The sequence below is a fragment of the Bradyrhizobium sp. NAS96.2 genome (assembly GCF_001908235.1).
Lineage (GTDB): Bacteria > Pseudomonadota > Alphaproteobacteria > Rhizobiales > Xanthobacteraceae > Bradyrhizobium.
In genome coordinates this window covers 1-12,262 of record NZ_LGHK01000118.1, presented here as the reverse complement: position 1 = coordinate 12,262, position 12,262 = coordinate 1, and the positions used below count along the sequence as shown (strand labels likewise).

Sequence of the window (12,262 nt, the reverse complement as noted above, 5' to 3'; positions counted from 1 at the left end):
CGGAATCGGTTCGGCCGGCGCCGTTCTCGTGTCCAATATGCCACGGTGCCTGCGAAAGCGCGGCCGAAACCTACCGGTACGGGCCTCGATCAGATCAGGGCAGTAGGGGCTGCCGGACGGTTCCTGACGGCGGAAGGGCGCCCCTGCACTGCCGCCTGCGCCACGTCGGCATCACCGATCCACAAATTGCGGTGAACTTGCGCGGGCGTGGCGTCTGCCTCTTCGCCGGGCGAATGGAGCGTGCGCTGTCGCGGCGAGCACAGGGTGCCTCGCAAGGCCCGTCGCAAGTTTCGAGCACCGCGTTCCCTTCGTTGGGTTATAGTACAGTGGGCAGTGACTGATCCGGTAAAAGCCAGAGATGCCTTCGATTGATTCTGCTGTGATCGTTCTTGCCGTAAGCGCCCTGTTTGCGGCCTTTGTAAACGGTGCGTTGGGGTACGGGTTTTCGTCGCTCACCGTGCCGGTCGCACTCGTGTTTTACACCAATCGCGTCCTCAATCCCGCGATTGTCATCGTCGAAGTCTTCGTCAACCTTTACGTTCTTTGCATCAACCTGAGCGGCGTTCCCGCCGTCTGGCGACGCATATTGCCGATCCTCATCGGCATGCTGCCCGGCATTGCGGTCGGAGCCTTTGCGCTGACGTCGCTTCAGCCCGGATGGACCAAGTTCGCCACCTACTCGATTATCCTGCCGCTGATCCTGCTGCAGGCGGCCGGTTGGCGGAAGCCGATCCAGTCGAAATGGCTGGTCGGTTTGCCCTTCGGCACGACGCTCGGCGTCCTGTACTCGGTCACGACCATTTCGGGACCGCCGCTGGCGATCCTCTTCAACAATCAGGGCCTCGTCAAAGATGAGTTTCGGGCCGGTCTCGCTCTTGTCCGAGTGACGGAGTCCAGCCTGACTGCGATCGCGTACTACAAGCTCGGTCTGTTCATCGAGGAGAGCCGCAGCATCTTGTTCGTGCTCGTTCCTTGCGTCGTCGTCGGCATACCGCTTGGTGCCTGGCTGATCCGGCGGCTGGATGCCGAGACGTTTCGCCGGATCTGCATGAGCTTTGATGCGTGGGTCGTGGGATTTGGCCTGTCACGCGTGTTGATCGAAGTGAAGCTGATGGAAAGCCCGTGGGCCTATGGCGTCATGGCCGCCACGATCCTGATCGACGTCTGCTTGCTGTACGTCTTCTTCACCGCGAGGAGAGGGACAGTACAGAGTTCGCACGCGCTGGCTTCGCTGAGATCGGGCAACCGGAGCGGTCCGACCTGATCGCAGCGTCGTGACGAGGCGACTAGCCGGCCAGCAGCCGCCGGCAGGCTTCGACGAACACCTCTGCCCCCGTGACGATGTCGGCGTCGTCGGTGTTCTCGCTCCAGTGATGGCTGATGCCGCCGATCGACGGCACGAACAGCATCGCAGCCGGCATGAGGGTGGCGAGGACCTGGGCGTCATGGCCGGCGCCGCTCGGCATGCGGATGGATTTGCCTCCGGCGCAGGCCGCGCTCGCGGCCTCGATGGCGTCCTGGAACGCAGGCGTCATCATCGCGGGCACGCCGGTGCGGATGCGCTCAACCGTGACGCCGCAACGGCCGTGTGCGGTGGCCTCGTCAGCCATCCGATGCAACTGCGCTTCCAGCCGTGCGATCACCTCGGGATTGTCGTCGCGGATCTGGAACAGCATCTCGGCGCCGCCGGGGATGATGCTCGGCGCGCCAGGATCGAGCGTGATGCGGCCGGTGGTCCAGACCGTGCGCGGTCCGCAGAGGGCCGGGAAGCTGTCGTCGATCGCGACGCAGAACCGCGCCAGCGCCAGGCCCGCATCGCGGCGCACCGCCATCCGCGTGGTGCCGGCATGGTTCTGCTCGCCGGTGAAATTGATGCGATACTGCCAGATGCCGACGATGGAGGTGACGACGCCGATCTTGAGCCCGCTGCATTCCAGCGTGTCGCCTTGCTCGATATGCGCTTCGAGATAGCCGATATGGCGGCGGGCCTCAGCGTTGAGGCGGGGGCGGCCGGCAAAGCCCGCATCGCGCAATGCCTGTCGCATGGTGCGATCGCTGGAGCGGTCGCGCGCCGCATCGATATCGGCTTCGGTCACGGCGCCGGCAAAGGAGCGGCTGCCGAGGAAGCTGCCGAAATGGCCTTCCTCGTCGCACCATGCGGCGACCTCGACCGCGCCGTTGATGCCGGGATCGCCGTTAATGACGCGCGCGGCTTCCAGCGCATAGACCACGCCGAGCGGCCCATCGAGCCAGCCCGCATGGTTCTGGCTTTCGAGATGCGAGCCCGCGAGCAGCTTCGGTCCTGCTTTCGCGCTGGTGCCGAGCACGTTGCCGATGCCGTCGATCGTTGCGACAAGGTCGGCATCGGGCAGGCGCGCCGCGAGCCAGTCGAGCGAGCGCAGATGCGGTTCCGAGAATGTCGGCTTGTGCACGCCGGTCTTGTAGGCGCCGATCGCGCGCAGCGCATTGAGATCGGCGAGCACGCGCTTGCCGTCGAAGCGACCGTTGATGCCTGACATGATTGGACTCCGGATTAGCGTCTCTGATTTGCGTCTCGATTTTGCAGCTTCGCGCCGCAATCCCGTCTTGATGCCGTCGCGGTTGAATGCGACGGAACAATCAGGGTGAACGATTTCTTAGCGGTTCTGCTCTTAGGTCGCAGTACTGGCGGTACGAATAGCGTGTGAGTGTGATCATGTCTGCATTCCGGAACTGGGCCCGCAAGGCCGCTGTGCTGTTTCTTCCGATCGCGCTCGGTGCGTGCGCGCAATATTCTCAGCAATACAGCATGACCGCACCGCCGTCCGGAACCGGGCCGCTGGCCTGGGACGGTGCCGGACAGGATCCCAATGCCCCGCAGCCGCGGCGCCATGCGCGCAATGCGGCACCGGCGGTGGCGGAGACGCAATTGTCGGACGAGGAGGCGGACGACCGGCTGGCGCGCAAGCTCGTGATCTGCAGCACCTGCATCAAGCGGACGCCGGCGGTGGCCGCGGCGCAGCCGACCAATCGTCAGGACGTCGCCAGCAATCATTAGCGGCTGGCGCGGAGCGTGTTGCTGCTGTCCGGCCTGCAGGCCTTAGTTAGGCCACGATGTCGTTCGATGCGCAGGCCCATGTCGTTCCGAAAAATGTCGTTCCGAAGACTCCTTGTTCCCGCCGTCGTGGTTGCACTTGCCGCCGCCATCCTGATTCATGCGGGCGGTTCGCGGGCGCATGCGCATGTGCCGTCGCATTGCGGATTCTGGACCTCGATCGAGGCCGGACTGTCCTGCAGGTGACCTTGTCCTGCAGGTGACCTCCTGCAGGCGGCGGCAATCCGGGAAAAGCGTTCGGGACGCTTGCCCGTCCGGCCAATCGCCACTATACGTTCGCCCGTCGCGGCCGTTCGCCGGTAGCGGCCAGTCCGGCGCATCTCACGTCTAACGTATTGATTTGCCGGGAGTTTTGCTCCCTTCGTCTATCGGTTAGGACGCCACCCTTTCACGGTGGAGAGAGCGGTTCGATTCCGCTAGGGAGCGCCACTGCGCAGAATCTCAAAAAAAATCGCTCGAAAAATCAAGCTGTTAGTGGCGGGGCACTTTCGGTGTTGGACGCTTTGTTGGACGCGCCAACGCTCGTTCAGTTCTTGGTGTGTTCTGGCGGAGCTGGCGTCCTAAATTTTTGAGACGAGGCGTTCTCGATCACTCCGGTCAGAGAATGAACGTACGCTCCAGCATCGATGATGCCTTGGATGATTCCGGTCATGCGTTCTCTCGGAAATACCTCGCCGTAGATCAGATGGGGGCCGCTAGATTTACGGCGAAGGGACGTAGCAGTTGGTCGTGATTGCTGATCTCTCGCCCAAATGCCGTGCACGACCAGGTTTCTGTCCGCCTCCAACTTCTCGATCGTATCTTTGATGTTCTTGACCGCCTCTAAGAGGGGCGGGTGTCTTGCTTCGATTAGGCTGACGAGCATCTTCAGTCTTGACCGCATCTGAATGGGGGCGGTGATCGCGCGTCCGGTCGAGGCATCGACCTCAAGGATAGCCCAGATCATCCTTTCGGCGGCGTGTTCCAGGTACGACCAATAAACCGCAACCAATCCGATCGTGAAAATCTCGCTGCGCAGAAGATCTGGTGGTGGTTTCAACATCTAAAGCTCGCTGTATGAATAGGAGCAGGATTGGTTCGAACAACAATGCCGCGTCGGAAATGTGTCGACTGCGCGGGCCGCAACTCGCCGCGCGGAGCGACCGTGGGTTTGAGAACGAGCGGTTAGAGCTTCTTTGTATCGGTCATGCGAGCTTCGCTAAATCCGCACGCATCGCATTTCATAAATCGATTTACGACGCCCATCTCACCAAATGTAGGGTGCGGCTTGCTATCCTGAAGGCGAAGCTCCGGTTCGCGACATTTCGGGCACTCCTCTCCGGCGGCCTTCTTCGCAACGGGAGTATCCCCGCCAGCCCACATTGGTCGTCCCTCAACGGAAACGGTACTTTGGCATCCCTGACATCTATAAACTTGCGCTCGCTGGATCATATTGCCGGTCGGTTGGAAGAACGATTTCTTATTCTCTCCATAGCAATTCGGGCAAAGCCAGTGAGGCGGCTCGGACCCGCGAGCGGAAGGCTTTAACATGAAGGCGACCGAGCCACTCCCGATGGCTTTCAGTTCATAATTTTGCTTCTCGGCGTCCCATGCTTTAAGGCGAGCGATTTCTCTCTCGAGATCGTGTTTCTCTCCAATTAGCGTCGCCTGCTCCTGTTGAGCGGTGAGGATCTTTTCCTGTAGATCGATAACAGCGCTGTTCAGCCTGACTTTATCGTCGATGTCTTTCAGGCCCTTCGTAATATCGAAGGCCGTCTTCAATGCACTAATTCCTGCGATTACTTCTCCGACCATACTGGATCTCCCCCAAACTAAAGCTTGGCGCAACCGTGCGCCGCCGAAGGGTACCAAGTCGGCGAGATATATGCTAGGTTGTGCCGCGATCAGCTGCTTTAAGGTGCCAGGGAGGGCCGTTACCGACCTTCCACTCAAAATTGGCTACACGCCGATCGACTGGGACTGCCGCTGTGCAAGGTGACGCTGAGCGCGCACGACCGGGCTTTCGTAGGATCTAAGGGCATCGAGCTCTTGCTCGAGCCGATCGAGCAGCGGAGCATATTTAGCGCCATGCAGGAGGATCACCTCGGATACAACCGCGATCGCGTCGAGCAGTCGTTTCTCGGTGATCGGCGCGGTCATGCGCGGCGCTCGCTACGTTGGGCGTCGCTGTCTCCATGAACCCTGATCGGTGGATAGAGGCGCTCTGCTGCCTCAACTCCACGTTCGAAGCCGCGGCGGTATCCGACGCGATGGCCGGCCAGAAGGCCGACCACAAAGCTGGCTGCGATGAAGATCGCCAGCGTCATCGGCGAGACCTCGCAGATGCAGTCCGAAATACCGGCCGCAAAGTGTCGTCAATGATTTGCGCGCGGCCGCCGGCGATCAGGCGGTCGGCCATTTCGCTCGTAATCCTCCTGGCGCCAAACCGCCAGCCGCCGCGCGGATGCCGCTCGAAGGGGCTGTATTCGAGCAGCGCAAGCGCAATGTAGTGATTGCGTTGAAGACGCTTCATCAGGGATGGGCCACTCTCAAAGGCTCGGCCCGGCGAGCTGCTGCGCCAACGCGCGGGCATCAGCCGCATGCGCCTTGATCTGCGCGCGCGTGAAGCCCTTCCGCTCGAGATCGTCTTCGGTGAGGCCGCCCTCGCGATACGAGGCTTCACGCATGTCATCGGCCATGCGCTTGACCGTCTCGCTCGCCGAGAGCGGGGCGCGCGGCTTCACAAGCGCGGTATCAATGTAGTCAGGAACGATTGCGAGAGGGATAGGCGTGCGGCTTGCAGCAGGAAGGCGGTTGCAGGATGTACGTCGCATTGGGAGTTCCCCGTTTGTTTCACGGGAAACAAATATGCACCAGATTGGTGCATGGTCAAGTGGCCCGGCACCGATATGGTGCCTATCTGATATGCGGCCTCAAATCAGATCGTTGATGACTCTGCCGACCCTACCAACGATGTGCGTCTCCCCGGCCATCATGATCGTTTCGTGATCAGGGTTTGTTGAGAATGGCTGTAGCCGAGGAGGGGTGCCGCTTCGGAAGCGCTTGAACGTCGCTTCGCCTTCCGGTGTGGCGAACACGTAGAACTTGTCGTTAATCGTCCTGTGGTCGGCAAGATTTACGCAGATGAACGATCCATCGGGGGCGATCCGGTCCATAGAATCGCCTTGCACCTCCAGCACGATCCAATCACCGCGTGGAAGGTCGGCTAGATGAACGTATTTGCGCACGTCTGATTTCTTGACGCCTTCCTGATGGAAAAGTCTGCCGGCGCTGACCCATGACAGCAGAGGGGCCCGGAACGTCCGAAGGCCGGGAAATACCAGCTTTTCAGGCGAGGTCTTGAGAGGCGGCGCAAGGCGCTCGGCCCAGATCGCCGTCATCTCCCGCTCGCCGCTGACCAGCTTGTTGATCTGCTGCCGAGACGTGCCGGCCAATTCAGCCAATTTAACGGACGAAAGCTTCGCCCGCTCCATCGCTGCTTCCAGTCCGTTTGGATATTTCCCCTTCATGGGCATGGGGTTTCGCACCAAATTGGTGCTATAGTAATGCACCGGATTGGTGCATTCTTCAATTGTATATGCACCAGAATGGTGCATGCTCGTGGTCATGCGATTCGATGACTGGATGAGCAAAAGCGGCCAGACCAACCCCGCCTTTGGCAGGCTGGCTGGATGGTCAGGTGAAACGGTTCGGCGTTACCGCACGGGCGAGCGCGAGCCTGACCACACAGCCATGGCAACCATCTTCGCGCTGACTGACGGCGAAGTGACGCCGAACGATTGGGTCGGGGTCGGACCGCGCGATGGTGCCGGTCGGGAAGCGGAACAGCTGAGCACATGACCCGGAGCGTAAAACCCGCGCAGGGACAGTCAAACTACGGCACCCGCAAGATTGCGGGCCGAATCCCTCAAACGTGCGGGTGGTTTTCTCCTATCGCCGCGGAGCTGCAGCGGATTTTTCTCAACAAGGGCGTCACCAAAGAGGTCGCCTTTCGCTCCGGTCGCTCGATCAAGGTGGTCGAGAAATGGTTCGCCGGAAAGGTCTCGCCCGATGGCGAGGCGCTGGCGCGTCTCCTTTGCAGCGACATCGGCGACCGCGTGCACGACGCGATGATCGCCGGCGTCAAGGCGCCTTGGGCGCAGAGCGTCCGCAACGTGCGCGAGATCGCGCGTCTGCGCGCCCAGCAGGCTGATACCGCGCGCCGCCTGGCCGCACTCGAACGGGGGATCGAGCCATGATCACGGAACGTCTGTCTGATCCGCAGCTCTACACGCTGATGGGGGTTTTCCTCGGCCTCGGCCTTGCCGGGCTGATCGCGGTGATCTGCAGGCCGCTGCATGGCCGGCCGGTCGACACGGGCGCCGGCTTCCGGTGGCACGACCGATGAGCAAGTCAGCGGCCCCGAAGGACGAACCGGCGACGCGCTTCGCCAAAGATCAGCTGAAATCGATCGTTGAGCGGATCGAGCGGCTGAACGAGGAAAAGCGCACGATCTCCGACGACATCAAGGATGTGTTCGCCGAGGCGAAGGGCAATGGCTTCGACACCAAGGCCATCAAGCGCATCATCAAGCTGCGGCAGCAGGACCCGCTCGACCGCGAGGCCGACGAGGCGATCCTCGAGACCTACATGCAGGCGTTGGGGATGCTGTGATGCACGGCTCTTTCGCCATCGCCCGCAAGCGCATCGAAGCCGTGTCGACCGAGCTGATCGACCTGACCGGCACGCCATGGCGCCGCATCATGCTGTCAACCCGCGAGCCGGTCTATGCGCTGGTCGACGCAGACGATTACGGCTGGCTCTCCGAAAATGTCTGGAATGTGTGGCACGCCGGCGGCGGCGACTGGATGCGCTACGCCAAGCGCAATGAGGGACCGTCGCGATCGACTGTGCGCATGCATCGCGTGATCCAGATCGCCGCGGACCCGCGCAGCCAGCGCTACATGGATTCGCATTCGGTCGACCACATCAACGGCCAGACCCTCGATAACCGCCGCGCCAACCTGCGCTGGTCGACCAAGCTGCAGAACGCCCGCAATCGCCGCCCGCGCGGCTCGGCGCCCGCGCTCGAGGACATCATTCGCAGTCTCGTCGCCAGCCTCGGCCCTCGGCCGCAACCGGAGGATATCCCGTTTTGACCGACGTTCCCGCTTCCAATGGCATGGGCCTGACCGCGCGCATGCGCGATGCGCTTGCCGCGATCACAGAATTCGTCGCTCGCCACGGCGCGATGCCGTCGCGCAGCCTGCTCGCGGAGGCGATGGGCTGCAACAAGAACAACGCCAACCGCCTGATGCAGGGCCTGGTCGAGCGCGGCGAGCTCTCGACCACGTCGCGCGGCGGCGCGCTGGCGGGCTTCGGCCGCGCCGGCGTGCTGGTTTCGATCCGGCCGCACATTGCGGCGCGGCTCGCCGCCTATTGCGCGGCGAATGGCGAGCGGATGACCGCAGTCGCCGACGACGCGATCGAGCTGCACCTCGACCAGCTGCAGGGTGATTATGCCGCCGTCGTGTCCTGCGGCGACGGCGTCGCCCTCGTTCCGCTCCAGCACGAGGAAGGCGGCGCGCAATGACCGAGCTGGTCAAATACGAGGCTGCTTGCCGTGCACTGGCCGAGGCCGTAGCCGTCGACGAGGTCATGACCATCCGCGACCAGTCCGAGGCGCTCCGCCTCGCGGCCAAGGTCGCCAAGAATATCGACCTCGAGGTTCAGGCGGCGAAGATCCGCTTTCGCGCGGAACGGCGGCTCGGCGAGCTGGTCAAGGCTCAGAAGGAGACGGTCGGCCTTCATAGGGGCGGGCGTCCGCGGTCGGAAACCTGTTCCGACGAGGAACAGGTTTCGCCGCCGACGCTGGCCGAGGCCGGTATCGACCGCAAGCTGTCATCCAAGGCGCAAAAGCTCGCTGCGATGGATGCCGAGGCGTTCGAGGCTGCGCTCGCCAGACATGAGACCGACATGCGCGCCGGTGCCGGCCGCGTCGTGATGGACCTCAACAAGATTGCTGCCGAGGAAAAGGGCAGGGAGCATCGCCGCGGGCTCGCGCAGGCCCTCTCTGACGCCTCGGCCCTGCGGCCGACCGGCCGCAAGTATCCGATCATTTACGCAGATCCGCCCTGGCATCGAAACCAGGGCGTGACCGGCCGCTCCTATGAAAACCACTATCCGACCATGGCGTGGTCGGAGATCTGCGACCTGCCGGTCAAGGACATGGTCCTGCCGGACGCCTGGCTGTTTCTCTGGATTCCGCGCGCGCATCTGCTCGCCTGGCATGAGGCCGAGATCGAGGCGACGGATCTGCGAACCGGCGAGGTCATCAAGGTCCGCTGCCAGATGCCACTCGCCTCGGCGGTCGCGCTGTCATGGGGGTTCGAGTCCTACTCGACGGCCTTCGTCTGGACGAAAAACGATGACGAGCATCCGGACGAGGCCGGCGGCGCCGTGCTGGTGCGCGACCAGGATGAGCTGCTGCTGCTGTTCAAGCGCGGCAAAGGCCTGCCGAAGCCGGCGAGCGGCGAAAAGTTCGGCTCCAATCATCGCGAGCGATCGAGGCCGCTCGGTCATTCGCGCAAGCCGGAGCATTACCGCCGCATGATTGCCGCGATGGGCGGCGGCGTGCCGGCGCTCGAGCTGTTCGCGCGCGTCGACGCCGAGCATCCGCTGCCGCCTGGCTGGCACGCATGGGGCAACCAGACGGCGCCGGCGGTGGTCGACGTCGAGCCTGGTCCTGTTTGGTTGACCCGCGACGAGGTCATCGCGGCCGATATCGCCGCGCTCGAGCGGATCTCACATTTTGCGAACGCCGGAGCTCACGCCGGGGACCGTCCAGCCCTGTCGGACGCAGTTGCCGCGTCTCCGATCGGGAAAGTCGTTTCGAGCGTCGCCACTGGCCGCGCCGATACAGCCGACCCGCCGGCGAACCGACCTGGACGCGAAATTCCCGACGACGACGGCCTCGACATCCCGGCGTTTCTGCGCCGCGCGCCCAAGCCGGCGCCGGAGCTCGTCGTCGCGCAAAGCGAGATGGATCTCGCGCGCATCGATCGTGCGCCGGCCGAGGTCGTCGACGATCGCGTGCAAACGCGGCTGCCGCTGACCGAGGACGAGCTCGACATGCAGGCCGCGCTGCTCGCGATCGACGCCGGCGAGAAGATCGACGGCGACATGGTCCGGCATCTGGTCGGCGCCGGTTTCGCGCATTGCTCGACGTCCAGCGTCAAGGTCAGCGACGCCGGCCGCGATTTCCTTACGCAACTGGTTGCGTCGCCGGCGACGCTCGAGGTCGGCCGTGCTTCGCAGGCCGGAGGATGAACCGATGGACGTTGGACCTCACGGCGGCGGCTGCCTGATCTGGGCCTATCTGATTTTGCTGGTCCTCGGGGTGATCGCGATCCTCTGCCTAAGCGGGGCATTCGCGTGACGGACAAAGTCGCCTTGTTCCGGCAGATCGCCGCGGTCGAGAACGAGATCAAGGATCGCAGCGCCGGCGCGCGCTCGAGGCTCGATCGCTCGGCGTCGCAGCGCCAATGCGACGGCCTCGAGGCCGGCGCGAAAACGCTGCGCTGGCTGCTGCAGAACGAGGCGCGCATCGCCGCCGCGGCGCGGCTGCCGGCCTGCGCAATTTCGATAACCAGGCAGGTCACTGCCGTCGAGACCGAGCTCAAGGATCGCCGCAGCGGCGGGCGCGGCAAGTTGAGCTCGGCTGCGGCGATCTATCAACGCGACGGCCTCGAGGCCGCTGCGAATACGCTGCGCTGGTTGCAGCAAAACGAGGCGAGCATCAAAGGGGCAATGCGGCAATGAAGCAAACGAAACTGGCATCACTTGCGGAGAGCGCGATCAACGTTCTGGTTGGTTTCATCATCAGCCTTGCCGCGCAGGTCTATTTCTTGCCGCTGCTCGGCGTCGCGGCTTCGATCGCGCAGAACATCATTTTCGCCCTAATCATGACTGCGATCTCGATCTGCAGGTCGTATCTGCTGCGCCGGCTATTCGAGGCGCTGCATATCCGCCGACCGCTGTCGCCGTTTATGCAGGCCGTGATCGCGGAACGTTTTCGCCAGGTCGAGCGCGAGGGTTGGTCGACGGAGCATGACGACGGATACGATCGCGGCACGCTGGGCCGGGCTGGCGCAGCGTTCATTCTGCACGCTGGCACGGAATCGCCTGCGGTCCCGCACGAATGGCCCTGGACGCGGGAATGGTGGAAGCCGGCCGGCTATCGGCGCGACCTGGTCCGCGGCGTCGCATTGGCGATCGCTGAGGGCGAGCGGTTCGATCGCAACCGGAATCCGACCGGCATCCCGGCGCGTTTGAGGCGACCGCTTGCGACGCAGGAGCAGCGGCAATGACGCAGCTCGAGATCGCCGCGCTCGCGGTCGGCGCGTTTGGCCTGTTCATGTTCGGTTATTCACTCGGTTGGGCGCAGCGCGGACGGAACGCGCGGATCTGGTTCGATCGGGCAGGGCAATGCCTTTGTACGGATCGAGCCTTGTCGCCTGCCGAGGCCGAGGAGGTTCGCCGCATCTGGCGTGAGGCGGCAACGGAAGAGCGCGAGCTGCAATGAAGGCCTCGCGCAAGAGCTCGACGCGGCACAAGTGGGGCGAGAAGGTTCGATTTCCGCTCAAGACCGAACAGCAATGCATCCGCTGCGACATGGTCAAGGTCGGCCGCCGCGAGGGCGGTCCGGCTGGCTATTGGGACGAGTTCTGGCGCGACGAGGAGCGCATCCATTGCACGGCGACGCCGCCCTGCGATGCGCGGCGCGGCAATGCAGCAGCGGGTTAACGCGATCGTGCGCTGCCTGGCCGCCGAAGGGCCGGAGGCGATCGCCCTGGCCGAAGTCATCTGCCAGCTGGTCGTCAAGGGCGCCGAGCTCGGCGAGCTCGAGGAATACGAGATCCCGGATCGCGACGCGGCCGCTGCCGGCGTCGTCGATCCGCCGCGGCTCAAGCGTCGCGGTTTCCGCCGCGAATGGCTGGAGCGGCTCGGCGTCGCAATCGAGCGGGATGCGTTCCTGCGCATGTCGGCGGGCGACATCGTCGACCGCCTGCTGCAGCCGCGGCCGTGAATTTCCAGTGTTTGTTGCGTCCAGCGTTTCCCGAATTCTCTCTGGTTAGGAAGTTAAGATGACCGCGAAAAAGCGGGCGCGACGCATCGCCTCGGATGAGG

At 63.4% G+C, this 12,262-nt stretch carries 21 protein-coding genes and 1 tRNA gene; 15 read left to right on the top strand and 7 right to left on the bottom strand.

Annotation, left to right across the window (positions count from 1 at the left end; translation table 11 throughout):
• The first annotated feature begins 358 nt into the window (after nt 1-358).
• Nucleotides 359-1,264, top strand: coding sequence for a sulfite exporter TauE/SafE family protein (locus AC628_RS24500; RefSeq protein WP_074129334.1), 906 nt, complete (start codon nt 359-361; stop codon nt 1,262-1,264).
• Nucleotides 1,265-1,286: 22 nt separating this feature from the next.
• On the opposite strand, the gene AC628_RS24495 is transcribed toward AC628_RS24500, so the two are convergent.
• Nucleotides 1,287-2,519, bottom strand: coding sequence for a Zn-dependent hydrolase (locus tag AC628_RS24495; protein ID WP_074129332.1), 1,233 nt, complete (start codon nt 2,517-2,519; stop codon nt 1,287-1,289).
• Between the two features lie 176 nt (nt 2,520-2,695).
• Between AC628_RS24495 and AC628_RS24490 the strand changes: the two genes are divergently transcribed.
• Both AC628_RS24490 and AC628_RS24485 read left to right on the top strand, forming a co-directional pair.
• Complete coding sequence (locus tag AC628_RS24490) at nt 2,696-3,037, top strand: hypothetical protein (protein WP_074129329.1); 342 nt, start codon at nt 2,696-2,698, stop codon at nt 3,035-3,037.
• A gap of 411 nt (nt 3,038-3,448) precedes the next feature.
• Nucleotides 3,449-3,523 (top strand) — tRNA-Glu (locus AC628_RS24485).
• Between the two features lie 97 nt (nt 3,524-3,620).
• Here the strand turns inward: AC628_RS24485 and AC628_RS24480 are convergent.
• From AC628_RS24480 to AC628_RS24455, 6 genes are all read right to left on the bottom strand, one after another.
• The gene (locus AC628_RS24480) at nt 3,621-4,136 is read right to left on the bottom strand and encodes a hypothetical protein (RefSeq protein WP_074129326.1); all 516 of its coding nucleotides are present in this window, start codon (nt 4,134-4,136) and stop codon (nt 3,621-3,623) included.
• 122 nt (nt 4,137-4,258) lie between these two features.
• Nucleotides 4,259-4,888, bottom strand: coding sequence for a hypothetical protein (locus AC628_RS24475; protein WP_143201779.1), 630 nt, complete (start codon nt 4,886-4,888; stop codon nt 4,259-4,261).
• A gap of 144 nt (nt 4,889-5,032) precedes the next feature.
• The gene (locus AC628_RS24470) at nt 5,033-5,233 is read right to left on the bottom strand and encodes a hypothetical protein (RefSeq protein WP_074129322.1); all 201 of its coding nucleotides are present in this window, start codon (nt 5,231-5,233) and stop codon (nt 5,033-5,035) included.
• Nucleotides 5,230-5,400, bottom strand: coding sequence for a hypothetical protein (locus tag AC628_RS44205; RefSeq protein ID WP_168193444.1), 171 nt, complete (start codon nt 5,398-5,400; stop codon nt 5,230-5,232). The genes AC628_RS24470 and AC628_RS44205 overlap by 4 nt, the downstream gene beginning before the upstream one ends.
• A 222-nt stretch (nt 5,401-5,622) precedes the next feature.
• On the bottom strand, nt 5,623-5,817 hold the full coding sequence (locus AC628_RS24460; protein WP_074129318.1) for a hypothetical protein: 195 nt from the start codon (nt 5,815-5,817) through the stop codon (nt 5,623-5,625).
• 189 nt (nt 5,818-6,006) lie between these two features.
• Nucleotides 6,007-6,603, bottom strand: coding sequence for a LexA family transcriptional regulator (locus AC628_RS24455; RefSeq protein ID WP_168193443.1), 597 nt, complete (start codon nt 6,601-6,603; stop codon nt 6,007-6,009).
• 85 nt (nt 6,604-6,688) lie between these two features.
• Here AC628_RS24455 and AC628_RS24450 point away from each other — a divergent pair, with 85 nt between their 5' ends.
• The 12 genes from AC628_RS24450 (at nt 6,689) to AC628_RS24400 (ending at nt 12,161) form a co-directional block, all read left to right on the top strand.
• Nucleotides 6,689-6,934 (top strand): helix-turn-helix domain-containing protein, encoded by a 246-nt coding sequence (locus tag AC628_RS24450; RefSeq protein WP_143201778.1) that lies wholly within the window; start codon nt 6,689-6,691, stop codon nt 6,932-6,934.
• Nucleotides 6,931-7,332 carry a hypothetical protein gene (locus AC628_RS24445; protein WP_074129314.1) on the top strand — a complete coding sequence of 134 codons (402 nt, stop codon included), beginning with the start codon at nt 6,931-6,933 and terminating at the stop codon, nt 7,330-7,332. Before AC628_RS24450 ends, AC628_RS24445 begins: the two co-directional genes overlap by 4 nt.
• A complete protein-coding gene (locus AC628_RS44200) occupies nt 7,329-7,481 on the top strand; it encodes a hypothetical protein (RefSeq protein WP_168193442.1) in 153 nt (50 codons plus the stop codon). Before AC628_RS24445 ends, AC628_RS44200 begins: the two co-directional genes overlap by 4 nt.
• Nucleotides 7,478-7,747 carry a DUF2312 domain-containing protein gene (locus AC628_RS24440; RefSeq protein ID WP_074129312.1) on the top strand — a complete coding sequence of 90 codons (270 nt, stop codon included), beginning with the start codon at nt 7,478-7,480 and terminating at the stop codon, nt 7,745-7,747. Before AC628_RS44200 ends, AC628_RS24440 begins: the two co-directional genes overlap by 4 nt.
• A complete protein-coding gene (locus AC628_RS24435; RefSeq protein ID WP_074129309.1) occupies nt 7,747-8,232 on the top strand; it encodes an HNH endonuclease in 486 nt (161 codons plus the stop codon). The genes AC628_RS24440 and AC628_RS24435 overlap by 1 nt, the downstream gene beginning before the upstream one ends.
• Nucleotides 8,229-8,666, top strand: a complete 438-nt coding sequence (locus AC628_RS24430; protein WP_245321295.1) for a LexA family transcriptional regulator — start codon at nt 8,229-8,231, stop codon at nt 8,664-8,666. The genes AC628_RS24435 and AC628_RS24430 overlap by 4 nt, the downstream gene beginning before the upstream one ends.
• Nucleotides 8,663-10,402, top strand: a complete 1,740-nt coding sequence (locus tag AC628_RS24425) for a methyltransferase-A70 family protein (protein ID WP_074129305.1) — start codon at nt 8,663-8,665, stop codon at nt 10,400-10,402. Before AC628_RS24430 ends, AC628_RS24425 begins: the two co-directional genes overlap by 4 nt.
• 105 nt (nt 10,403-10,507) lie before the next feature.
• Nucleotides 10,508-10,894, top strand: a complete 387-nt coding sequence (locus AC628_RS24420) for a hypothetical protein (RefSeq protein WP_074129302.1) — start codon at nt 10,508-10,510, stop codon at nt 10,892-10,894.
• Nucleotides 10,891-11,442 carry a DUF7220 family protein gene (locus AC628_RS24415; protein WP_074129300.1) on the top strand — a complete coding sequence of 184 codons (552 nt, stop codon included), beginning with the start codon at nt 10,891-10,893 and terminating at the stop codon, nt 11,440-11,442. The genes AC628_RS24420 and AC628_RS24415 overlap by 4 nt, the downstream gene beginning before the upstream one ends.
• Nucleotides 11,439-11,657 (top strand): hypothetical protein, encoded by a 219-nt coding sequence (locus AC628_RS24410; protein ID WP_074129298.1) that lies wholly within the window; start codon nt 11,439-11,441, stop codon nt 11,655-11,657. The genes AC628_RS24415 and AC628_RS24410 overlap by 4 nt, the downstream gene beginning before the upstream one ends.
• The gene (locus tag AC628_RS24405; RefSeq protein ID WP_074129295.1) at nt 11,654-11,878 is read left to right on the top strand and encodes a hypothetical protein; all 225 of its coding nucleotides are present in this window, start codon (nt 11,654-11,656) and stop codon (nt 11,876-11,878) included. The genes AC628_RS24410 and AC628_RS24405 overlap by 4 nt, the downstream gene beginning before the upstream one ends.
• A complete protein-coding gene (locus AC628_RS24400; protein ID WP_168193441.1) occupies nt 11,847-12,161 on the top strand; it encodes an ABC transporter substrate-binding protein in 315 nt (104 codons plus the stop codon). Before AC628_RS24405 ends, AC628_RS24400 begins: the two co-directional genes overlap by 32 nt.
• The last annotated feature ends 101 nt before the right edge of the window (nt 12,162-12,262 follow it).